This window comes from Vibrio sp. V12_P9A6T4 (assembly GCF_963874835.1).
GTDB classification, from domain to species: domain Bacteria; phylum Pseudomonadota; class Gammaproteobacteria; order Enterobacterales; family Vibrionaceae; genus Vibrio; species Vibrio anguillarum.
The window spans coordinates 1-21,520 of sequence record NZ_CAWNJO010000051.1; the positions used below are offsets into that span (position 1 = coordinate 1).

The 21,520-nt window shown below is 46.5% G+C and carries 20 protein-coding genes and 1 riboswitch; of the genes, 7 read left to right on the forward strand and 13 right to left on the reverse strand.

The window, feature by feature from the left end; genetic code table 11:
* Nucleotides 1-170: 170 nt before the first annotated feature.
* Both AACQ42_RS08200 and AACQ42_RS08205 read left to right on the forward strand, forming a co-directional pair.
* Nucleotides 171-572 (forward strand): GreA/GreB family elongation factor, encoded by a 402-nt coding sequence (locus AACQ42_RS08200; protein WP_254918597.1) that lies wholly within the window; start codon nt 171-173, stop codon nt 570-572.
* Between the two features lie 536 nt (nt 573-1,108).
* Nucleotides 1,109-1,546 (forward strand): Hsp20 family protein, encoded by a 438-nt coding sequence (locus AACQ42_RS08205; RefSeq protein ID WP_010319943.1) that lies wholly within the window; start codon nt 1,109-1,111, stop codon nt 1,544-1,546.
* Between the two features lie 68 nt (nt 1,547-1,614).
* Here AACQ42_RS08205 and AACQ42_RS08210 read toward each other — a convergent pair whose 3' ends face one another.
* The 3 genes from AACQ42_RS08210 to glyQ all read right to left on the reverse strand — a co-directional run bounded on the left by AACQ42_RS08210 (nt 1,615) and on the right by glyQ (nt 6,076).
* Entirely contained in the window at nt 1,615-2,862 is a 1,248-nt protein-coding gene (locus AACQ42_RS08210) for a valine--pyruvate transaminase (RefSeq protein ID WP_094166117.1), read from the reverse strand.
* A 213-nt stretch (nt 2,863-3,075) separates the two neighbouring features.
* Complete coding sequence (gene glyS, locus AACQ42_RS08215) at nt 3,076-5,157, reverse strand: glycine--tRNA ligase subunit beta (protein WP_094166118.1); 2,082 nt, start codon at nt 5,155-5,157, stop codon at nt 3,076-3,078.
* A 1-nt stretch (nt 5,158) separates the two neighbouring features.
* Complete coding sequence (gene glyQ / locus AACQ42_RS08220) at nt 5,159-6,076, reverse strand: glycine--tRNA ligase subunit alpha (RefSeq protein WP_013855568.1); 918 nt, start codon at nt 6,074-6,076, stop codon at nt 5,159-5,161.
* A gap of 211 nt (nt 6,077-6,287) precedes the next feature.
* Nucleotides 6,288-6,401, forward strand: a riboswitch (yybP-ykoY riboswitch).
* A gap of 89 nt (nt 6,402-6,490) precedes the next feature.
* Between glyQ and AACQ42_RS08225 the strand changes: the two genes are divergently transcribed.
* Together AACQ42_RS08225 and AACQ42_RS08230 are read left to right on the forward strand one after the other, a co-directional pair.
* A complete protein-coding gene (locus tag AACQ42_RS08225) occupies nt 6,491-7,045 on the forward strand; it encodes a TMEM165/GDT1 family protein (protein ID WP_017046363.1) in 555 nt (184 codons plus the stop codon).
* Nucleotides 7,046-7,200: 155 nt separating this feature from the next.
* A complete protein-coding gene (locus AACQ42_RS08230) occupies nt 7,201-7,461 on the forward strand; it encodes a hypothetical protein (protein ID WP_010319938.1) in 261 nt (86 codons plus the stop codon).
* An 83-nt stretch (nt 7,462-7,544) separates the two neighbouring features.
* On the opposite strand, the gene tusA is transcribed toward AACQ42_RS08230, so the two are convergent.
* Nucleotides 7,545-7,793: a sulfurtransferase TusA gene (gene tusA / locus AACQ42_RS08235; RefSeq protein ID WP_020977692.1), complete on the reverse strand. Its 249-nt coding sequence runs from the start codon at nt 7,791-7,793 to the stop codon at nt 7,545-7,547.
* Between the two features lie 133 nt (nt 7,794-7,926).
* Here tusA and AACQ42_RS08240 point away from each other — a divergent pair, with 133 nt between their 5' ends.
* Both AACQ42_RS08240 and AACQ42_RS08245 read left to right on the forward strand, forming a co-directional pair.
* Complete coding sequence (locus AACQ42_RS08240) at nt 7,927-8,112, forward strand: hypothetical protein (RefSeq protein WP_010319936.1); 186 nt, start codon at nt 7,927-7,929, stop codon at nt 8,110-8,112.
* 156 nt (nt 8,113-8,268) lie between these two features.
* A complete protein-coding gene (locus AACQ42_RS08245; protein ID WP_088728511.1) occupies nt 8,269-9,213 on the forward strand; it encodes a LysR family transcriptional regulator in 945 nt (314 codons plus the stop codon).
* A gap of 46 nt (nt 9,214-9,259) precedes the next feature.
* On the opposite strand, the gene acuI is transcribed toward AACQ42_RS08245, so the two are convergent.
* The 6 genes from acuI to ilvG all read right to left on the reverse strand — a co-directional run bounded on the left by acuI (nt 9,260) and on the right by ilvG (nt 16,669).
* A complete protein-coding gene (gene acuI / locus AACQ42_RS08250) occupies nt 9,260-10,240 on the reverse strand; it encodes an acrylyl-CoA reductase (NADPH) (RefSeq protein ID WP_094166119.1) in 981 nt (326 codons plus the stop codon).
* 147 nt (nt 10,241-10,387) lie between these two features.
* Nucleotides 10,388-11,926 carry a threonine ammonia-lyase, biosynthetic gene (gene ilvA / locus AACQ42_RS08255; protein ID WP_094166120.1) on the reverse strand — a complete coding sequence of 513 codons (1,539 nt, stop codon included), beginning with the start codon at nt 11,924-11,926 and terminating at the stop codon, nt 10,388-10,390.
* Between the two features lie 3 nt (nt 11,927-11,929).
* On the reverse strand, nt 11,930-13,771 hold the full coding sequence (ilvD, locus tag AACQ42_RS08260; RefSeq protein WP_017046358.1) for a dihydroxy-acid dehydratase: 1,842 nt from the start codon (nt 13,769-13,771) through the stop codon (nt 11,930-11,932).
* A gap of 16 nt (nt 13,772-13,787) precedes the next feature.
* The gene (gene ilvE, locus AACQ42_RS08265; RefSeq protein WP_010319931.1) at nt 13,788-14,726 is read right to left on the reverse strand and encodes a branched-chain-amino-acid transaminase; all 939 of its coding nucleotides are present in this window, start codon (nt 14,724-14,726) and stop codon (nt 13,788-13,790) included.
* A gap of 12 nt (nt 14,727-14,738) precedes the next feature.
* On the reverse strand, nt 14,739-15,023 hold the full coding sequence (gene ilvM / locus AACQ42_RS08270) for an acetolactate synthase 2 small subunit (RefSeq protein ID WP_010319930.1): 285 nt from the start codon (nt 15,021-15,023) through the stop codon (nt 14,739-14,741).
* Nucleotides 15,023-16,669 (reverse strand): acetolactate synthase 2 catalytic subunit, encoded by a 1,647-nt coding sequence (gene ilvG / locus AACQ42_RS08275; RefSeq protein WP_017044151.1) that lies wholly within the window; start codon nt 16,667-16,669, stop codon nt 15,023-15,025. The genes ilvM and ilvG overlap by 1 nt, the downstream gene beginning before the upstream one ends.
* 477 nt (nt 16,670-17,146) lie before the next feature.
* Here ilvG and AACQ42_RS08280 point away from each other — a divergent pair, with 477 nt between their 5' ends.
* On the forward strand, nt 17,147-18,670 hold the full coding sequence (locus AACQ42_RS08280; RefSeq protein ID WP_094166121.1) for a YifB family Mg chelatase-like AAA ATPase: 1,524 nt from the start codon (nt 17,147-17,149) through the stop codon (nt 18,668-18,670).
* Nucleotides 18,671-18,675: 5 nt separating this feature from the next.
* Here the strand turns inward: AACQ42_RS08280 and AACQ42_RS08285 are convergent, their stop codons facing one another.
* The 3 genes from AACQ42_RS08285 to AACQ42_RS08295 form a co-directional block, all read right to left on the reverse strand.
* Nucleotides 18,676-19,635, reverse strand: coding sequence for a DUF2860 domain-containing protein (locus AACQ42_RS08285; protein WP_094166122.1), 960 nt, complete (start codon nt 19,633-19,635; stop codon nt 18,676-18,678).
* A 232-nt stretch (nt 19,636-19,867) separates the two neighbouring features.
* Nucleotides 19,868-20,467, reverse strand: a complete 600-nt coding sequence (locus AACQ42_RS08290; RefSeq protein WP_026028316.1) for a thiol:disulfide interchange protein DsbA/DsbL — start codon at nt 20,465-20,467, stop codon at nt 19,868-19,870.
* Between the two features lie 30 nt (nt 20,468-20,497).
* Entirely contained in the window at nt 20,498-21,484 is a 987-nt protein-coding gene (locus tag AACQ42_RS08295) for a serine/threonine protein kinase (protein ID WP_026027553.1), read from the reverse strand.
* Between the last annotated feature and the right edge of the window lie 36 nt (nt 21,485-21,520).

Sequence of the window (21,520 nt, forward strand, 5' to 3'; positions counted from 1 at the left end):
TATTCCATGTTTTTAGAGGTTTTTATGAGCTTGAATTATATTTTTTGGCCGATATAGTATTCGTTAATTACTTTTTAGGAGATGTGGGTTTGTTATTTATCTTACAGTAATAAATCCGAAGGTCTAACTTTCGGATATTATCTAATCTATTTTTGGAATTATTGTAAGGAGTGATAAATATCAACTTATTTAAGCGTTGGCTTGTTCTTTTTAAAAGTAAAATAATAACAAGCTTATTTGTTACCTATCAGTCTCCACTGATTTTACTGACTCTTTTCGAGAGAATAGAAGCAGAATCATTGGCCAGATATTCTACGGCAGAGCGCCGAGTCAACGTTGGAGATAGGGTCAGCTTTGTTGATACAGGAAAGTGTCAACCTTATCAAATTATTATAGTGCTTGGTGAGCGGAACAACCCTAATGATGGTCTCGTATCACTTTACTCTTATTTAGGCGCTTCTATTTTTGGATTACGTGAACAAGAGTGTTTTAAATTATATATTTTAGGAAAAGAGCGAGAATATAAAGTGGTTAATATTCTTCCTGAAAAGTCACTAACGTGTGTAAATTGAATTTCTTCGTTAAAATAAGGAGATTACTATGAGTAAGAAAGATATGAAAAAAGCGCAACTTAGCCTAAAAGAAAAGCGGAAATTAAAGCAAGAAAAAATGGAAGAAAGCAGTGTAATTAAAGAAAGGAAAAAACGCGGAAAATAAAATAAGTTTTCATCGGTTAAAGTGCAAAATAAAGCCTAATGATATCGTTAGGCTTTTTTATGTCTCTGTATTGACTCTATATCCTGCTAATGAAGGCTTTGTAACTCTACGGAGTATCAGTTTGATTCGATGTCCTCTTTCTAGTTTCTGTTCGCTTTAGCGGGAACTAAAAAATTTTTCAAAAAATCCTTGAAAAGAATTTTAGTGCCCCTATATCTATCAATGAAGAGGATGCCGTAAGGACCTCTGGAATGGCGACACAGGTTTGCTCTCTTAAGAGGAGCCTTGTGTTGTGATTATTAAATGTGTTGTTAGCTCCATGTTGAAAGAATGGCTGCTAACGGCTTAGCGCCTATGCGTTAAGGCTATTGCTTATGATGAGGATAGTATGATGAGAACAGTAGATTTCACTCCTTTATACCGCAACGCAATTGGTTTTGACCGTCTATTAAACATGATGGAATCCAGTTCAGCGAAGAATAGCTCTGCGGGTTACCCTCCGTACAATATTGAACAGCAAGACGACAATAAATATCGCATCACGATGGCGGTAGCTGGTTTTTCTGAAGAGCAGATTGAGATTACTCAACAAGAAAATACGCTGATTGTGCGTGGTGAACGTAAACCCGAAGAGAATAAAAACTACGTCTACCAAGGTATTGCTGAGCGCGATTTTGAACGTAAATTCCAATTGGCCGACTATGTCAAAGTACTCGGAGCCACAATGGAAAATGGCTTGCTACACGTGGATCTTGAACGTGAAACACCTGAAGCGATGCAACCACGTAAAATTGCGATTAATGGCAAAAACTTAATTGAGAACAATTAAGTTACTGGCCACATTAAAGTAGTGAAAGAGCGCCTTTTGGCGCTCTTTTTCATGGCAGAAAGGATGAATTACTGTTGATAAGCTAATGCCACTTCTTGAGCAATAATTTGAATGCCCTTTTGCATGGCTTCATCATCTTGCACGTAGTTCATGCGCAGACACTGATGCGCGTGTTGCCAATCGTCTTGTTGACCAATAAAGAAATATTCACCCGGTACAATCAATACTCCTCTGGCTTTTAGACGTTGGTAAAGTTCCATGGTGGTTATAGGGAGCTCATCAAACCAGAGCCATAAAAAAATCGCCCCTTCTGGTTTGTGGATACGAAAGCGCGGGTCGCTAATGGCTTGCTTGAGTAACTTGACTGCTCTTTGTGATTTCTGCTGGTAGAAGGGCTTGATCACATCGCGACTGAGCCTTAATAGATCGCCTTTTTCAATCATATGATGAGCAATGGCTGGGCCGATGCTGCCTGGCGCTAAGCTAATGATGCCATTCATGTTGGTTAATGCTTGGGTAATGGTTTCGTTGGCAATGACGATACCGCAGCGCACACCGGGTAAACCCAGTTTCGAAAGGCTCATGCATAAAATGGTGTTGTCATTCCAAAAGGGTTCAATCTCTTCAAAAATGATGTTTGGAAATGGAACGCCGTATGCATTGTCGATAATCAGTGGGATATTGTTCTCTCTAGCCAGCTTATCGAGCTTGTGGATCTCTTGTTCTGTGAGTACATTTCCCGTCGGATTGGTTGGACGGGAAGCGCAAATGGCGGCCACCGACGAATCCACGTTCAAGGTTTCGAAATCCACGTGGTATTTGAATAAGCTATTGTCGAGTAGTTCTATTTCTGGGCGATAGGAGACAAAAATATCTTCATCTATCCCGGCATCACCATAACCAATATATTCAGGCGCTAATGGCAGTAAAATTTTCTTATGTGAACCATCAGCTTGCTGGCCAGCAAATAGATTAAATAGATAGAAAAATCCACTCTGGCTGCCATTGGTTAAGCTAATGTTCTTTTCACTGATTTCCCAGCCATAGGTTTCTTTGAGCAGTTTTGCGAGAGATTTAACGAACAGATCTTTACCTTGTGGGCCATCATAGTTGGCGAGGGCAGCGATCAGTTCACCACTGCTAAGCATGTCAGCACTGGTTTGATGAAAGTAGTCAATCATGGCGGGAATGGCGGCTGGGTTACCACCGCCGAGCATAATGGCTCCGGGGGTGCGCAGGCCATCATTGAGATCGTCCATTAACTGGGTAATACCGGAATACTGATTAAATTTTTCACCAAATTTCGAAAACTGCATTGCTGACTGCCTAATTCATTCTTGTATTTGCTTGCATAAAGGGGCATGAAACGATGCCATGCCCATCGAGTAATCCTTGAACATACCCCAATGTTTTTGCGAGTCAAAGCACTATTTTTCGCCAAATAACACACTGCGGTCAGATAAAACAAAAAGCCCAGCGGATGGCCGCTGGGCTTTGATAGATTAATTTGTGTGCCGAAATATCAGCGACTACTTTTGCAGCAGTGAAATATCAGCAATTTGTAGGAACAGATTACGCAAGTTGTTGAGCAGCGTTAAACGGTTTTGTTTTAATGCTTCATCGTCTGCCATCACCATGACATTATCAAAGAAAGCATCAACAGGTTCACGTAGTGCTGCCAGCTTGCTCAATGCTTGTTGGTAATCACCGGTAGCGAAAGCAGGTTCTAGTGCTTCGGTCATCACTTCCACTTCTTCCGCTAAGGCTTTTTCGGCCGCTTCTTGAAGAAGTGTTAGGTTGATTTCTGCAGCCAGTTCACCGTCAAATTTCGCTAAAATGTTACCGACACGCTTGTTTGCCGCCGCTAGGGCTTCAGCCGCTTCCAGTTCACGGAAGTGGGAAACCGCTTTAACACGTTTGTCAAAATCAGCGGGTTTGGTTGGACGACGAGCAAGTACCGCTTGGATGATGTCGACGCTAAAACCTTCATCTTGATACCAAGCACGGAAACGGCCAAGCATAAACTCAATTACATCGTGCTCAACGTTGTCGTTGGTAAGGCGATCACCAAACAGCGATTTCGCTTTTGCTACGAGGTCAACTAAGTCCAAGTTATAGCCGTATTCAACGATGATGCGCAGTACACCCAGTGATGCGCGACGCAGAGCAAAGGGATCCGAGCCTTTTGGTGCTTGGCCAATACCGAAGATGCCGACTATGGTGTCTAGCTTGTCTGCGATTGCCACAGCGGCGGAAACGCCATTGGTTGGCAGAGCATCGCCAGCAAAGCGTGGCATGTACTGTTCGTTTAGTGCAACGGCGACTTCTTCTGCTTCTCCGTCATGGCGAGCATAATGCATACCCATCACGCCTTGCGTGTCGGTAAATTCAAACACCATTGAGGTCATCAAATCGCATTTAGCCAGTAAGCCCGCACGTTTTGATTTTTCTACATCCGCGCCAATCTGTTCTGCAATGTAACCAGCCAGTTCAGTAATACGGTCAGTTTTATCTTTAATCGTACCCAACTGCTGCTGGAAAATCGCGGTTTCTAGTCGTGGTAGACGATCGACTAATTTGCTTTTGAGATCGGTATTAAAGAAGAATTCCGCGTCCGCTAAGCGTGGACGAACGACTTTCTCGTTGCCTTCGATAACATGGCGAGGCTCTTTCGACTCGATGTTAGAGACGAAAATAAAGTTAGGCAGCAATTGCTTATTCGCGTCGCTCATCTGATGAGAATAAACCGGGAAGTATTTTTGGTCACCTTTCATGGTGTAAACCAAAGCTTCTGACGGTACTTTAAGGAATTTTTCTTCAAATTTCGCCGTCAGCACCACTGGCCATTCAACCAGTGAGGTCACTTCTTCAACCAAGTCATCGTCAAGATCGGCAACACCGCCAACCTGTAGCGCTGCTTTTTGTGCATCCGCAATAATTATCGCTTTACGCGCATCGTAATCGGCGATCACTTTACCGCGCTGTTCTAAAATCGCTGGGTATTGTTCTGCTGAATCGATGGTGAACTCTTTTTCGCCCATAAAGCGGTGACCACGAATGGTGCGCGCAGAAGCTACGCCTAAGATCTCACCTTCGATCAGTTCATCGCCTATCAAAATAGTCAGAGTTTTTACTGGGCGGATAAATTGTGTTTCTTTATCCCCCCAGCGCATGGGTTTGGCGATAGGCAAGTTTGCTAACGCTTTGGCGGCAAGTTCAACCACAATGGCTTTGGCATCTTGGCCTTTGACTTCCTGTTTGAACAGTAGCCATTCACCTTGTTCTGTTGTTAGGCGATCCGCTTGCTCAACAGTAATGCCGTTACCACGCGCCCAGCCTTGTGCTGCTTTGGTTGGATTGCCATCGGCATCAAAAGCAACAGAAATAGCGGGGCCACGTTTTTCGACCACTTTATCCGCTTGACCTTGGGCCAAGTTGGTCACTTTCAGTGCTAAACGGCGAGGGGTTGCAAACCATTTGATGCCTTCGTGTGCCAGTTCAGCGGTTTTCAATTCTGCGGCAAAGTTAGCCGCAAACGCTTCAGCCAAAGTGCGAAGTTGTTTTGGTGGTAGCTCTTCTGTGCCTAATTCAATTAGAAATTCTTTTGCCATCTTATTTATCCTCACCCTTTTTACACATAGGGAAGCCGAGTGCTTCACGAGATGCGTAGTACGCTTCTGCAACCGCTTTGGTCAGGTTACGGATGCGTAGGATGTAACGTTGACGTTCTGTCACCGAAATCGCTTTACGCGCGTCCAATAGGTTAAAGGCATGGCCCGCTTTCAAAATACGCTCATAGGCAGGAAGTGGCAGCGGTTTTTCTAGCTCAAGTAGATGCTTACACTCTTTTTCGCACTGGTCGAAGAAAGTGAAAAGAAAATCGACATCCGCGTGTTCGAAGTTGTAAGTGGATTGTTCGACTTCATTTTGATGGTAAATGTCACCATAGGTGACTTTACCTAATGGACCATCTGTCCAGACTAAGTCATACACTGAATCCACGCCTTGAATGTACATGGCAAGACGTTCAATACCGTAAGTGATTTCGCCGGTGACAGGTTTGCACTCAAGGCCGCCGACTTGTTGGAAGTAAGTAAATTGAGTTACTTCCATGCCGTTTAGCCACACTTCCCAGCCAAGACCCCAAGCACCTAAGGTTGGGTTTTCCCAGTTATCTTCCACGAAACGAATATCGTGTACTAGTGGGTCAACACCGAGCACCTCTAAAGACCCCAGATACAACTCTTGAATGTTGTCTGGTGAAGGTTTGATGATGACTTGGAATTGGTAATAGTGTTGCAGGCGGTTTGGGTTTTCACCATAACGACCGTCCGTTGGACGACGAGAGGGTTGAACATACGCCGTTGCAATGGGCTCTGGGCCTAAAGCTCGCAGGCATGTCATTGGGTGAGAGGTTCCTGCACCAACTTCCATGTCTAATGGTTGAACAATGGTACAGCCTTGTTGGGCCCAATAATCCTGCAGCGCGAGGATCATACCCTGAAAGGTTTTGATATCGTATTTTTGCATAGTCAGGTTCGCGCGATTCTTCTGTCTGAATGGATGAAAATAACGAACAAGTATACCCAGATATTCGCTCAGCGAGTAGGGGTAATCTTGCTTAATTAATGGTCGAAAATCCGTTTTGGTCGAATTTATCGCATCGATTGTGCCAAATTCCTGCACATGAACGATTTTGACTTATTTCTAACTTGAGATTTTCACTCGGCCTGATTAGAATTGCGCCGTCTTTGGGGAGTAGCTTACCAGTGAGATTTCTTATCTTAATGGTTCGTTCGTCAACATAATTGGTGCCAAATCACCGTGGCGTTCGAGGCTAAAGTCATTTTAGCTTAGCAAGACCTTAGACAAACATCACAAACCGGGGCGGGGAGTGGCGTTTGTCTATGGTTATTATAATTATCCCGCCCCATTGAGCCTGTCGTGAGCGTATTAGCTATTTCAATTACTACCGTCGCCTTAGCTGAAATTGGCGATAAAACCCAACTGCTTTCTCTGCTGCTAGCCAGTCGTTATCGTAAACCTTTGCCTATTATTGCCGCCATTTTTGTCGCAACGATGGTTAACCATGCACTCGCTGCTTGGCTGGGCGTGGTCGTTGCCGATTACCTGTCACCAGAAATCCTTAAATGGGTGTTGGTCGCCAGCTTCCTTGCCATGGCGGGTTGGGTGTTAATTCCAGACAAACTCGACGGTGATGAAAAGATTACCAATCGAGGTCCTTTTGTCGCTAGCTTCATCGCTTTTTTTGTCGCTGAAATTGGCGATAAAACCCAAATAGCAACGTCTATTCTTGGTGCGCAATATGCGGATGCTCTACTGTGGGTGGTGCTCGGAACGACGATTGGTATGTTGCTGGCTAACGTACCTGTGGTGCTGATTGGTAAATTATCCGCCGATAAAATGCCGCTAGGACTTATTCGTAAAATCACGGCGGTACTCTTTTTGATATTAGCGATCGGCGCGGCGATTTGGTAATTCCAATCGATTAGATGATTGGGCGAGTGAGCGTGACACAATTTATTACTCAACTTGTCGCCCAACGTCTACGGTTGCGTGATGAGTGACAAATTTATGCCATACTGGTCATGTTACTGTAGTGCTAGATGATGCAAGTCTAAGAGGGAATGCATATGCTGACACGTTATATGGGAATGACCGCCAAGAGCCAAAGTTACTTGTTTACGTTCGGTTTTGTGCTGACGTTGTTGGGTATGGCGTTGACGGAAATGTGGCTACCCATGGTGGCCGGCGCAATCATATTGTGTGGCTTAATGGTGGAATCTTGGATCCGAGTCGCGCACATTATCCCGATGCACGATGAAATTCGAACCCTGCAAAAGCAGATTACAAAACTGCAATCAGAGATCCGCACCATCGAGTTTAATGAGTAGTGTGCAGCGCAATGAATCAATAGCAAAAGGCGGCCTTTTTGAGGTCGCCTTTTCTTTTGCGTATGCATCACTTAGATCGAGGCTTAACTCAATCCTTTCTTAATCAAATAGAGATAGGGCAATGTGTCCACTTTCTCCGCAATTAACTGATGATCCATAAAGCGGCAAAAACTGGGAATGTCTCGAGTGGTTGACGGGTCATCGGCTTTCACTAGTAAAATTTCGCCATCTTGCATGGTTCGAATGGTTTTTCTGACCATCATTACAGGCTCGGGACAGCGCAATCCTTCGGCTTCGAGTATTTGTGTGGCAAGTGCCGGATCAAATGTCATATTCAAACCTAATCGATGTTATCGCAAGGCGTAGATAATACTGGCGAGGAAAAAATATTCAATAACCACTTGGCAAAGTGATCTTTTTGTTTTAACTTACTTAACAAGTTGATAACAATTTGGTGAGGCACTTATGTTAACAGCGCTTGATAGGTTAACCATTTATTCGGTTCTCTGCTTTATCTCATTTTGTGCCTTAGTGATGCGAACGCCTGCAGAAACGTCATGGATGCCACTTTTTGGTGTCAGTGCGTCACTGGTTGGGATCTGGCTTGAGATGCATCTTTGGAAAGGCATCTCAGAAGAGCAGAATCACTAATCCATCACATATTGATCAACGCATTGCACTAATACGACACGTAACACATTCCGACACTATCCCCATTTTCTTGGGCTTCCCCGCTGAAAGGCGGGATTTTTTTTGCCTAACGCGTACACTGAGCCTATTTACCAATGACAAAAGTGGGGTTATTGCATGGAGTTGGAAGATATCTATCGTCGCGATCTGAATTTATTGATTGCACTGAGAGTGTTGATAGAAGAGAGCAGTGTCAGTAAAGCGGCCCAGCGTTTAAATCTTAGCCAGTCAGCCATGAGCCGTGTATTAGGCCGGTTACGTGATCTGCTCAATGATCCTCTTTTTACGCGTCAAGGTCAGCATCTCATTCCGACTGAAAAAGCGCTGGAGCTTAATCGCGCCTTAGGCGAGCCATTGGAGTCTCTACGTCAAATCCTTTCACCTATTGAATTTGACCCCCAGCAATGTGAACAAACCTTCACCATTGCCACGACAGATTACGCAATGCAGACCATCTTACCGTTTGCTTTACCAAGGATATATCAAGAGGCACCAAACGTGTCGTTTGAGTTTTTACCTTTGCAGCATGATAGGTTGGCCGATCAACTGACTTATGAAGGGGCTGATTTAGCGATTTGTCGCCCAACGTCGCCAGTAGCACCATTGATGAGTGAGGTGCTTGGGCGAGTCGGTGTGCTTTGTTTGCTCTCCCAACACCATCCGTTGGCGAATCGGCAGATCTCTTTAGCGGATTACCTGACATACCCTCATGCGATGATTGCGATCAGTGATGGTGTTAATGCCTTAATTGAACAAGCATTAAGTGGGCAGCCTAAACGGAAAATGGTGCTCAGAGCCTATCATTTAGAAGCTGCGCTAGCGATTGTTGATACCATGCCATTGATTATTACGGTGCCTGCGGATCTGGCCTATTTAGTGGCAGAGCGTTACGCATTGGTGGTGAAGCCGTTACCGTTTCAGTTTACGCCGTTTGACTACTCTATGATTTGGCACTCGCGATGTGAGCATTCTCCTGCCCAAGAATGGTTAAGGCAGATCGTCAAACAAGAGTGCAGCCGGTTGATTGCTAAACGTATTGAAGAGATGCAGTTAGAGGGGTAAAAATCATCAAGCTTTGAGTAAGACCAAAGCTTGATGAATGAATAGTTTAAAGCTTAATCACCACGCGACCAGTCACTTGACCATTGGTGATCGTTTCAGCGTACTGCGCTGTTTGTTCGAGGGTGATTTCCTCACACGCTTGCTCAAAGTAGCTTGCAGGTAGCAGTTTCGCTAAGCTTTCCCATGCTGCCATGCGTTTTTCTAGTGGGCAAGAGACGGAGTCGACACCTTGCAGGCGTACATTGCGCAAAATGAACGGCATGACTGTGGTGGGTAAATCAAAACCACCCGCTAAACCACACGCGGCAACCGTGCTGTTGTAGTCCATTTGGGCTAACACTTTGGCTAACATTTTGCTGCCTACTGTATCGACCGCGCCAGCCCAAATCTGTTTTTCCAGCGGACGAGCTGGCTCTTCAAATTCGCTGCGATCAATAATGCGGCTTGCTCCTAGTTTTTCTAGCAGTGGACCATTTTGTTCAACACGACCCGTTACCGCAGCAACTGTATAACCTAGCTTAGCTAATAGTGTTACAGCAACTGAACCCACGCCGCCACTGGCACCCGTCACCAATATTTCACCCTTTTCCGGTTGAATACCCGCATCTAAAATGGCTTGCACGCAAAGCATGGCAGTAAAGCCAGCAGTGCCAATCATCATCGCTTTTTTGCTATCAAGGCCGTGCGCGAGTGGTACTAACCAATCGGCTTTCAAGCGTGCTTTTTGCGCCATACCACCCCAATGGTTTTCACCCACTCCCCAACCGGTTAGTACAACTTTATCACCGCTTTGGTAGCGAGTATCTTGGGATTCAAGTACGGTTCCCGCAAGATCAATGCCCGGTACCATAGGGAAATTGCGAATGATTTTGCCTTTACCTGTAATGGCTAAACCATCTTTGTAATTCAATGATGAGTAATCGACCGCGACTAAAACTTCACCTTGCGGTAATTGTGATTCGTCGATTTGTTCAATGGTGGCAACTGTGTTTTTTTCTTGTTGATTAAGGATTAACGCTTTAAACATTCGGATCTCCAGATTGGCACAGCAAGCATAAGATGTCGCTAAGTGTAGTACTGAATTAACTATGACTAAAATGAAACTTTAGCATTGGTTCTATGCGTATTATGCATCACTCATAAAAAATGCCAGTCGTGGGACTGGCATTGAGCTTTAGGATAAGAAGAACTGGTATGAAGGATTGTCTGTCTCATCTTTGCATTGGTAACCCAATTCTCTAAGGTGAGCGGAGAAGCGGTTTAAATCGCTCTCTTCGAGTTCAAAACCACACAATACGCGCCCATAATCGGCGCCATGATTGCGGTAATTAAACAAGCTAATGTTCCAGTGTGTGCCAAGCGTGCTGAGAAATTTCAGCAGAGCGCCCGGATATTCCGGAAATTCGAAGCTGTATAATCGCTCTTTTAGCGGCTTAGAGGGTTTGCCTCCAATCATATAACGGACATGCAGTTTGGCCATTTCATCATCCGATAGATCCACCACAGGGTAGCCACCATGGCGTAAATCGTGAATGATGTTGTCGAGCTCTTCTTGCCCACTTAACAGGCGTACACCGACGAAAATGTTGGCCAGCTTGTCATCGTTATAGCGATAGTTGAACTCGGTGACCGCGCGACCGCCAATGATATTACAAAACTCAAAAAACGCGCCTTGGCGTTCAGGTATGGTCACCGCCAAAAGCCCTTCACGTTTTTCGCCTAGCTCACATCGCTCCGACACGTAACGCAAGCCGTGGAAATTGGTGTTAGCCCCTGAAAGTACGGTGCCTAACTGTTTATCCACCAGCTTATGTTTTTCCGTGAATTTCTTCAGACCAGCCAGAGCAAGCGCTCCAGAAGGTTCGGCAATCGCACGCGTGTCTTCGAAGATATCTTTAACCGCCGAGCAGATTTCATCGCTTGATACCGTGATGTGGCCATCAATGTATTGCTGACACAAACGGAAGGTTTCATCACCAATACGTTTTACCGCGACACCGTCGGCAAACATGCTGACTTGGTCAAGCACCACGGGTTTACCTGCCTCGAGTGCTGCTTTTAAACAAGCAGAATCTTCAGGTTCAACCGCAATGACTTTGATTTCTGGCATCAGCTGTTTGATGAGCACCGCGACCCCAGCGGCTAAACCGCCACCGCCGACTGGTACAAAAATGTAATCAAGGTGGCCATTTTGTTGCAGCATTTCCATGCCAATAGTGCCTTGCCCTGCAATGACCAGTGGGTGATCGAACGGTGGGACAAACGTATAACCTTGCTCGTGAGCCAAGCGTTCCGCTTCGGCTTTGGCTTCATCAAAGTTGTTGCCATGCAAAATCACCAAACCGCCAAAACCGCGCACCGCTTCGACTTTGATATCAGGGGTAGTTTTAGGCATCACAATGGTGGTTTTAATGCCTAATTTTGTTCCCGATAGAGCCATTCCCTGCGCGTGGTTGCCTGCTGACGCGGCAATCACCCCAGCTTGTTTTTGCACCTCAGATAAACTCGACACCATATTATAAGCGCCGCGTAATTTAAAAGAGTGCACAGGCTGGCGATCTTCACGCTTGAGCTGAACGCGATTTTTGATGCGCGCCGATAAGCGGGGCATATCCTGCAGTGGCGTCACCGTTGCGACGTCATACACGGGGGCGCGCAGGATCTGGCGCAGATAATCTGCGCCAGTTTGAGTTGCGTTACCTGAGTCGCTCATCCGCTAGCCCTCTAGCTTAGATTTGTCTCGAACAGCCCCTTTATCAGCGCTGGTGGCCATACTTGCGTAGGCTTTCAATGCCAAAGAGACTTCACGCTGGCGATTGACAGGTTTCCAACCGAGCTGGTCTTGTTTTACGCGGCGCTCAGCCAGTTCAGCTTCTGAAACGTTGAGCGTAATGGAGCGGTTTGGAATATCGATGGCGATAATATCCCCAGAATTCACCAAACCTATCGTTCCGCCGTTCGCAGCTTCTGGAGAAACGTGACCAATTGATAAACCGGAAGTCCCCCCAGAGAAACGACCGTCAGTCAGTAGCGCGCACTCTTTGCCTAGCCCCATTGATTTGAGGTACGTGGTTGGGTAAAGCATTTCTTGCATACCCGGGCCGCCTTTCGGGCCTTCATAGCGGATGACGACAACATCACCAGCCTTCACTTTACCGCCTAAAATACCTTCAACGGCACTTTCTTGGCTTTCAAAGACCACGGCTGGGCCTGCAAATTTCAGGCTACCTTCATCAACCCCTGCTGTCTTGACAATACAGCCGTCAACGGCAATGTTGCCTGATAGGACGGCTAGGCCACCATCTTGGCTAAAAGCATGCTCTTTGGTACGAATACAGCCTTCTTTGCGATCGTCATCGAGGCGATCCCATCGGCATTGTTGTGAGAAGGCTTTAGTGGTACGAATACCCGCAGGACCGGCACGGAAAAAGGTTAAGACGTCTTCATCTTGCGTTTGCATAATGTCGTATTGAGCCAGCTGCTCTTTCATCGATAAACCCAACACGGTGCGAGTTTGATTGTTGATGAGACCGGCGCGATCCAATTCACCAAGAATCGCCATCACGCCACCCGCGCGGTGTACATCTTCCATATGATATTTTTGAGTCGATGGCGCGACTTTACACAGATGAGGTACGCGGCGTGACATGCGGTCGATATCACCCATGTCAAAATCGATTTCACCTTCTTGAGCGCCTGCTAATAGGTGCAATACGGTGTTGGTTGAGCCGCCCATGGCAATATCGAGCGCCATCGCATTTTCGAATGCGGCTTTGTTGGCAATATTACGCGGTAAGGCGGATGCATCATCTTGTTCGTAGTACCGCTTGGTTAATTCAACAATGCGTTTACCTGCGTTGATGAAGAGCGCCTCACGATCGGCATGCGTGGCCAACATCGAACCATTACCTGGTTGAGAAAGTCCCAACGCTTCGGTGAGACAGTTCATTGAGTTGGCGGTAAACATGCCAGAACAAGAACCACAGGTTGGGCAGGCCGAGCGTTCAATTTGTTCACTTTGTGCGTCGGAGACTTTAGGGTCAGCGCCTTGGATCATCGCATCGACTAAATCGAGTTTGATGATTTGATCAGAAAGCTTGGTTTTACCCGCTTCCATTGGCCCGCCAGAAACAAAGATAACGGGAATATTAATGCGCAGTGCCGCCATCATCATCCCAGGGGTGATTTTGTCGCAGTTGGAAATGCAGACCATCGCATCAGCGCAGTGTGCATTAACCATGTACTCGACAGAGTCTGCGATCAACTCGCGTGAGGGCAGTGAGTACAGCATGCCGCCATGCCCCATGGCGATACCATCATCTACCGCGATGGTATTAAATTCTTTGGCGATGCCGCCGGCTTTTTCGATTTCACCCGCAACCAATTGCCCCATATCTTTGAGGTGCACGTGGCCCGGTACGAATTGAGTGAACGAGTTAACCACCGCAATAATCGGTTTACCGAAATCTTCATCTTTGACGCCAGTGGCGCGCCATAATGCGCGCGCTCCAGCCATATTACGTCCGTGTGTCGTCGTTGCGGATCTATACTTTGGCATTGTCTATCGTCCTCTATTACTTCGGTTGTGGGTACACGTAATCCAACCAGCCCCACTTGTCTTCAGTGGTGCCGTTAAATAGGCCGAAGTAAGCTTCTTGCATCACTTTCGTGATTGGCCCACGTTTGCCCTCTCCAACCGTAATTTGGTCTACGCTCCGTACAGGGACGATTTCGGCGGCGGTGCCAGTCATAAAAATTTCGTCAGCAAGATAGAGAGCTTCACGCGCAATGTTCACTTCACGCACTTCGTAGCCCATCTCTTTAGCCAGCGTCATGATCGAATCACGCGTGATACCCGGCAAGATGGAGCTGGTGGTTGGTGGCGTGAGCAGCACACCGTTTTTGATGACGAAAATGTTTTCGCCTGCACCTTCAGATAAATAACCATCCACGCTTAAGGCGATACCTTCGGCATAGCCATGACGACGAGCTTCACCACCGACAAGCAGAGACGATAAATAGTTACCACCCGCTTTGGCTGCGGTTGGAATGGTGTTTGGCGCAGCGCGATGCCAGCTAGAAACCATCGCATCCACACCATTTTCTAGCGCTTCATCACCTAAGTAAGCACCCCAAGGGAAGGCGGCAATGATTAACTCCATTTCAGTGTTCACTGGGGGGCAAACGCCAAGGCCGACGTTGCCAACAAAGCCAAGTGGGCGAATGTAGGCTGAATCCAGTTTATTGACGCGCAATGTTTCACGTGTCGCTTCCATGATCTCTTCTATCGTATAGGGGATAGGGAAACGGTAAATTTTTGCTGAATCTTTTAGGCGTTGAGCGTGCTCTTTATGACGGAAGACGATTGGACCTTTAGGAGTGTTATAACAACGCACACCTTCAAACACCGAAGTGCCGTAGTGCATCGCGTGTGTCAGTACATGAACGTTTGCATTTGCCCACGGAACCATTTCACCGTTGAACCAAATGTAATCTGCAGTTTTTGTTGCCATTTATTGCCTTCCTTATGCACAAATCTTTTGTTGTAAATTGTTATTCGGTAGTTCGTTATTTTTTATTGGGGTGACATCGACACTGCGAATATCCCATAATTTTTCAATTTGATTGATCAGTGTGCTGATGGGGCGATCACTATCAACAATGATTTCAACACTGGCGACTTTGCTGGCGTGGTTTTGCGTTGCGGCCACTTGTTTTATCACAAATCCACGATGGCGAATCACGCGCAGAACACGCTCTAATAGCACCGGTTTATCATCGGCTTTGATGTCTAATAGGTATCTATCCATTAGGTGTTCTCCAACATATCACTATTTGAGGCGCCCGGTGGTACAAGCGGCCATACGTTTTCTTCTTCATCAATCAAAACGTGAAGCAGATAAGCTGTTTTGCTGGCCAGCATTTCTTTAAGTGCTGGTTCAACTTCTTCTTTTTTGGTGATGGTTTTGCCAGGAATATCGAACGCCTTAGCTAGCATCACGAAATCTGGGTTGTCATCCAAAATCGTTTCACTATGGCGGCCATCAAAGAACAGCGATTGCCATTGGCGCACCATACCCAAACGATGGTTGTTCAGTAGTACCATCTTGACCGGGATTTGGCGGCGCTTGAGCGTACCAAGTTCTTGAACATTCATCATGAACGAGCCATCCCCGGAAATGAGAATGGATTGATCATCTGGGCGAGCAACGGCAGCACCCATTGAGGCGGGCAACCCAAAGCCCATAGTTCCAAGGCCAGCTGAGGTGATGAAGTTCTGTGGAGCACGCGGCTGAATGTGCTGCGCGGCCCACATTTGATGTTGGCCAACGTCGGTTGAGACGATGGCTGAATCGGGCATCATGTCGGACAGTTGTTTGAGTAACAATGGTGCAAAAATGAGATCGCCCGGGTGGTCATAGCGCCACTTAAAGCCACTGCGCAAACTTTCACTGTGGTGAACCCACGGTGCGATATCACGCGTCAGTTCCAGTTGTGGAAGAATGAGATTGATGTCACCACGTAGTGACGCATTGGCGATACGGAGTTTATTAAACTCGGCCGCATCGATATCGATATGAATCACTTTGGCGTGTGGTGCAAAAGTATCCAGTTTTCCCGTTACTCGGTCATCAAAGCGCGCTCCAACCACAATCAACAAATCACACTCTTGAACGACCAAGTTTGCCGCCTTAGTCCCGTGCATACCAAGCATGCCAAGGTAATGCGGATCATGACGCTCAATCGTGCCCAAGCCTTTTAAAGTGCTTACTGATGGCATCGGATTGAGGCGTAAAAACTCGCGTACGGAATCGGTCGCTTTGGCCAGTTGAACGCCACCGCCAACATACAATACAGGACGAGAGCTTTGTGAAAGCAGTTGTTGCGCTGCGTGAAGCTGCTCTTGGCTGGCAACTGGCATGGCTGGCGCAGTGAACGCAGGTAGCTCAGTCACGGGGGTTTTTGCCAGTTGTACATCTTTAGCGATATCCACAATCACCGGGCCGGGGCGACCCGCTTTCGCTACCTCAAAGGCTTCGGCAAGGGTGGGTGCGAGATCGTGGATATCGGTAACGAGGTAGCTGTGTTTGGTGCAAGAGAGTGACATACCAATCACGTCCATCTCTTGAAAAGCATCGGTACCAATGTGTGAGCTTGCGACTTGGCCGGTGATGGCGACAAGGGGGATTGAGTCAAGAAATGCATCGGCAAGACCGGTGACCAAATTGGTCGCTCCGGGTCCTGAGGTGGCCATGCACACCGCGACATCTTGTGTCGAGCGCGCCATGCCAATCGCCGCCATGGCTGCACCTTGTTCGTGGCGACAGAGAATGTGTTCTACACCGCCATCGTATAATGCATCATAGATTGGCATGATAGCGCCGCCGGGATAACCAAAAACGGTTTTGATTCCCTGCTGCTTTAATGCGGCTACAACCAGTTGTGCTCCTGTCATCGTAACCCTCCCAAACTGTGTATGGCACAGTAAACCATGTTGTGTTTGCACTTCATGTGCGCTCCCATTCTTCCTGTCATATCGGGTTGGATAATCGCCAACCAGTATGAACTTTTTAGTTTAATAGTTGTAAAAAAACCCCCGGACTTTTCAGTGCGGGGGTCTTTTGAATCTGGTGGTTATTTTGCGCCCACTAGCCCCCGCGCGGAATCAATAATGACCACGATAATCAGGCTTAGCAGTAGGTTAATGTGAGCGTTCAAATTCATCACTTAATTCTTAAAATAGTTGGCGTAATATCTTACGAAATTGTTTGCGTCTCTAGTGGTAACACACAATTCCGTTAAATGACAAGCAAAAACTCATTCTTTTTTCACATTCTTTCAGCATCACAACAAGCTATATAACAATCTCTCGTGTGCAAATAAGGGCGCAGAAACACAACGAACACTTTTTAAATAACCACGAAGGAATGAAATGGGACTCGCAATTATTCACAGCCGAGCCAGTGTTGGCGTGCAAGCACCGACAGTGACAGTTGAAGTACATATTAGCAATGGTATGCCCGGTTTTACGTTGGTCGGCTTGCCTGAAACGACGGTCAAAGAGTCTCGTGATCGCGTGCGCAGCGCTATCATTAATTCCCGCTTTGAGTTTCCCGCCAAGCGTATTACGGTCAATCTAGCGCCGGCGGATCTCCCCAAAGAGGGTGGTCGATTTGATTTACCGATCGCGTTGGGTATTTTGGCGGCCTCACAGCAGATAGCGCTAACGAAGTTAGATGGGTATGAGTTTATTGGTGAATTAGCCTTATCTGGTGAGTTGCGTCCTGTTAAAGGTGTATTACCCGCCGCTTTAGCTGCGAATCGAGCCAAGCGCTGTTTGGTTGTGCCTCATGATAATGGTGATCAAGCTGCGTTAGTGGCAAAAGATCAGCATAAATCGGCGCAAACACTGCTTGAGGTGTGTGCTGATTTGTGTGGCCAGCAAACCCTCTCTCTTTTTCAAACCGAACCTAAACCATGCCGAGCGAAAAATACTCGCGATCTGCAAGATATCATTGGTCAACAGCAAGGAAAGCGAGCGTTAGAAATCGCAGCTGCGGGCAACCATAACCTGCTTTTTCTCGGTCCACCCGGAACGGGTAAAACCATGCTTGCCTCTCGGTTGTGTGATTTATTACCAGAAATGAATGAAGATGAAGCGATGGAAACTGCTTCGGTTGCTTCTCTGACTCCACAAGACATCAACCAGCACAACTGGAAGCAAAGGCCATTTCGCTCGCCTCATCATTCCAGTTCAATGGCGGCGCTGGTCGGTGGCGGTTCTATTCCTAGGCCGGGGGAAATTTCTTTGGCACACAATGGGTTATTGTTTCTTGATGAAATGCCGGAATTTGAACGAAAAGTGCTCGACTCATTGCGTGAGCCATTAGAGTCAGGTGAAATTATTATTTCAAGAGCGCAAGGCAAAACGCGTTTTCCAGCTCGCTTTCAATTAGTGGGAGCGTTGAACCCCAGCCCAACCGGCTATTACGAAGGCACGCAAGCCAGAGCCAACCCGCAGAGTATTTTGCGCTATTTGGGACGCTTATCGGGGCCACTGCTTGATCGCTTTGACATGTCGATAGAAATCCCCTCGCTTCCCAAAGGAATGCTGGCAAATGGCGGCGAAAGAGGTGAAGCAACGGCTGTGGTTAAAGAAAGAGTGTTGATTGCTCGTGAACGGATGGTGATTCGTAATGGTAAGGTTAATGCTTTGTTGGGGAGCCGAGAAATTGAACAGTATTGCCCTTTAAGTAAGGCTGACGCCGAATTTTTGGAAAATGCACTGCACCGCCTAGGGCTCTCCATCCGCGCGTATCATCGCATTATCAAAGTGGCGCGTACGATTGCTGATTTAGAAGGGGCCGAGCAGATTGCTAAGCCCCATCTAGCGGAAGCGCTCGGCTATCGAGCGATGGACCGCTTGTTGAAACAACTGACCGCACAAGCGGTGTAATGAACTTAAAATTGGTAATTTAACCCTAGCGCTGTAAAGAGAGACGATTCGTCGTAAAACGAGAGGTTTGAGCTCGATTGGTTATAACCGGCTAAAGCGATTAATGACCAATCATCCCAATCCATAAATTGGCTGTATTCGTACGCGAAGAATAGGCTCAGTTCATCGTCATTACGCACAGTGTGATTAAACAGTGAATTTCCACCTTGATAGTCGCGCTTGGTATAACCAGCGGTCAGCGCCAGTTTATGGCGATTGATAAACGTGAAGTAGGAGAGATCGGCGGCGTAAGAGTGATGAGTATTGGCGTCGCCATCCGCTTGGTGGTTGATATAAGTGATGGAGGGCTGTAACAAACTGGTTGGGCTCAGAGAGTAACGGTACTGCCCTTTTAGGTAGTAACTTTTACCATCACGAGCCAGTTCAGGGCTTGGAAACTGATCGTTGTCGATCTCTTTGGTCGCGTAAGCGACATCGATAGTCCATGGGCTGCCTTGAATACTATTGAATGTTAATCGGTAGGCATTTCCTGACTCATCGGTTTCTTGGCGCTGACTGTTTAGTTGGTAAGGGTTAGCCCAGGTTTTTCCAGACATCACGGTCGGCAAAAAAGCCACATCAACCACGGTACCTGTCTCCATCTCATATTGATACCCCAGCTGAAGCGCTAAAGTGCCGACGGCAATATCATCACGTGAGGTGCCTAGATAAACCTGTTGTTGACGTTTGTCCCCGAAGGTGTAAGCAAGGTTACCCAAAGGCCCAACGGCAAAGTTTGACTGCCGGCTACTCTTTGTTTCGAGTGATGTAATACGCTCATCTCCACCCGTATCAAATGATGATTGGGAAGATGCAAAAATAGTATTAATGGCAATCTCACCACTTAAACCTGTTTTTGGAGCCAGTTCGGCAGATACATGAAAAGCCAGAGCGCTAACAAGCGTCATGGACAGGTATTTATTCATTAGGAGTTTCCATACTTTGATTCAATAGTGGTTAAGTATATGAATAAACTTGGATGACGACACGATAAAACTAATCTGACCGTTTTATGAATGAAGGGTGAGTCTTGTCTTAGGCATACACAGTTTTGTGCTGCGATGGCTTGTTTTTCAATATTGGTTGTATGAGAAAGTGCTGCAAGGTTGAACTTGATTAAGTAAAAATGAGGAGCCGTTGCTCCTCATTTTTGAATGATTACTTGGTCAGTAGGTAATTGACCAGTTCGAAGTATTCATTGGTCGATTTAACACCTTGTCCCTGCACCAAATAATGATTGTTAACCACGACAGCAGGCACACCTGAAAGGCCGCTTTCTTGGAACTGTTTGTCAAAGCGGCGCACCATTGAATCGACGGCAAAACCATTAAAGGCGGCATCAAATTTTGCTGCATCAATGCCTTCGTCTAGGAAGATTTGACGTAGATCCGCATCATCTCTTGGTGGTTTGCGCATCGTGTGGATGCGGTTAAACATCACGGGCACCATTTTGTCTTCAACTTTGAGGGCAAGCATGGTGGCGTAAGCTTTACTCATTGATTTACCCATAGAGCCACCCATAAAAGAAACATGGTTTTTCTGCAGAGTAACCCCTTGTGGGAGCTGCTTTTTCAGTTGGGCGATGATCGGCTCAAAGGTATTGCAGTGTGGGCAGTAAAAGGAGAAAAACTCCGTCACGGTTGGATTTTTAGAGGGTTCAAGATCAAGCACTTTATAATGCTCACCTTCTTTAAATTGGGCTGCATGAGCCGATAAGCTCAGCAGTAAGGTTGCAACCAGTGCAAAAAGCTTCTTCATTGTGTACTCCATTTATTGCTTCAAGGTGACTTACCATTGTGGCATTAGTGAGAGTGTTGGCTCGTCTAATGCTGCTATTTGTTCTTTAAACGCAAGCACTTGGCTTTCCCAATATTTAGGGTCATTAAACCAAGGGAAGGCGAGTGGAAAAGCAGGGTCCTGCCATCGTTTGGCCAACCATGCCATGTAATGCACCATTCGTAGACCGCGTAACGGTTCAATTAGTTTCAATTCGGCTGGATTAAAATCGTGAAACTCTTGATACGACTCTAAGATAATGTCCAACTGCATTCGCTTATCTTGCAATTCGCCATTGAGTAGCATCCACAAATCCTGTACTGCTGGTCCATTGCGAGCATCGTCTAAATCGACAAACATGGGCCCATCTCGCCACAAAATATTGCCTGGATGGCAATCACCATGCAAGCGGATGGCCGCGGATTTTGCTGGCCATTGCTGTTCAATTTTGTTGATCAATAACGATAAGTCACTGAAAAAGGTATTTTGCAAGTGCTGAGGTATGAAGGACGCATTTTCCAATAGCTTTTTGGGTTGATAAAGATACTCATCTAAGCTGATGGTCGGGCGATGAACAAAAGTACGAGTGGCACTGATGTGATGAATGCGTCCAAGAAACCGGCCCACGCCTTCTAATTGGTCCATATTGTCCACTTCAAACTGCCGCCCACCCACACTGTTAAACAGCGCGAAATGATAGCCCTGATAGTGATGTAAGGTTGCACCGTTGATGAGTAATGGCTCAGCAATCGGAATTTCCGCCGCGTACAGCTCGCGTGTGAAATCGTGCTCCTCTTGAATTTGCTCAACACTCCAGCGCTGAGGTCGATAGAATTTCACCACATATCGTTGGCGTTCTTCATCGATGAATTGATAAACGCGGTTTTCGTAACTGTTGAGTGCCAGAAATCCTGATTCAGCACGAATGCCGATGCTTTCTAAGGCATACCACATGGTATCAGGGGTGAGTGCATCAAAATGGAAAGAAGCTTTGGTCATGATTAAAAAGGGCCCATTACTGAGCCCTTTTCCATT

Coding starts and splice junctions, on each gene's coding strand:
- AACQ42_RS08295 (WP_026027553.1), bottom strand. CDS start 21,484: ATGACCAAAGCTTCTTTCCATTTTGATGCACTCACCCCTGATACCATG.
- ilvM (WP_010319930.1), bottom strand. CDS start 15,023: ATGGATAGATACCTATTAGACATCAAAGCCGATGATAAACCGGTGCTA.
- AACQ42_RS08205 (WP_010319943.1), top strand. CDS start 1,109: ATGAGAACAGTAGATTTCACTCCTTTATACCGCAACGCAATTGGTTTT.
- glyQ (WP_013855568.1), bottom strand. CDS start 6,076: ATGCAAAAATACGATATCAAAACCTTTCAGGGTATGATCCTCGCGCTG.
- AACQ42_RS08210 (WP_094166117.1), bottom strand. CDS start 2,862: ATGCAGTTTTCGAAATTTGGTGAAAAATTTAATCAGTATTCCGGTATT.
- tusA (WP_020977692.1), bottom strand. CDS start 7,793: ATGACATTTGATCCGGCACTTGCCACACAAATACTCGAAGCCGAAGGA.
- acuI (WP_094166119.1), bottom strand. CDS start 10,240: ATGTTTAAAGCGTTAATCCTTAATCAACAAGAAAAAAACACAGTTGCC.
- ilvA (WP_094166120.1), bottom strand. CDS start 11,926: ATGAGCGACTCAGGTAACGCAACTCAAACTGGCGCAGATTATCTGCGC.
- AACQ42_RS08285 (WP_094166122.1), bottom strand. CDS start 19,635: ATGAATAAATACCTGTCCATGACGCTTGTTAGCGCTCTGGCTTTTCAT.
- glyS (WP_094166118.1), bottom strand. CDS start 5,157: ATGGCAAAAGAATTTCTAATTGAATTAGGCACAGAAGAGCTACCACCA.
- AACQ42_RS08280 (WP_094166121.1), top strand. CDS start 17,147: ATGGGACTCGCAATTATTCACAGCCGAGCCAGTGTTGGCGTGCAAGCA.
- AACQ42_RS08290 (WP_026028316.1), bottom strand. CDS start 20,467: ATGAAGAAGCTTTTTGCACTGGTTGCAACCTTACTGCTGAGCTTATCG.
- ilvG (WP_017044151.1), bottom strand. CDS start 16,669: ATGACAGGAGCACAACTGGTTGTAGCCGCATTAAAGCAGCAGGGAATC.
- AACQ42_RS08240 (WP_010319936.1), top strand. CDS start 7,927: ATGTTAACAGCGCTTGATAGGTTAACCATTTATTCGGTTCTCTGCTTT.
- AACQ42_RS08230 (WP_010319938.1), top strand. CDS start 7,201: ATGCTGACACGTTATATGGGAATGACCGCCAAGAGCCAAAGTTACTTG.
- AACQ42_RS08245 (WP_088728511.1), top strand. CDS start 8,269: ATGGAGTTGGAAGATATCTATCGTCGCGATCTGAATTTATTGATTGCA.
- ilvE (WP_010319931.1), bottom strand. CDS start 14,726: ATGGCAACAAAAACTGCAGATTACATTTGGTTCAACGGTGAAATGGTT.
- ilvD (WP_017046358.1), bottom strand. CDS start 13,771: ATGCCAAAGTATAGATCCGCAACGACGACACACGGACGTAATATGGCT.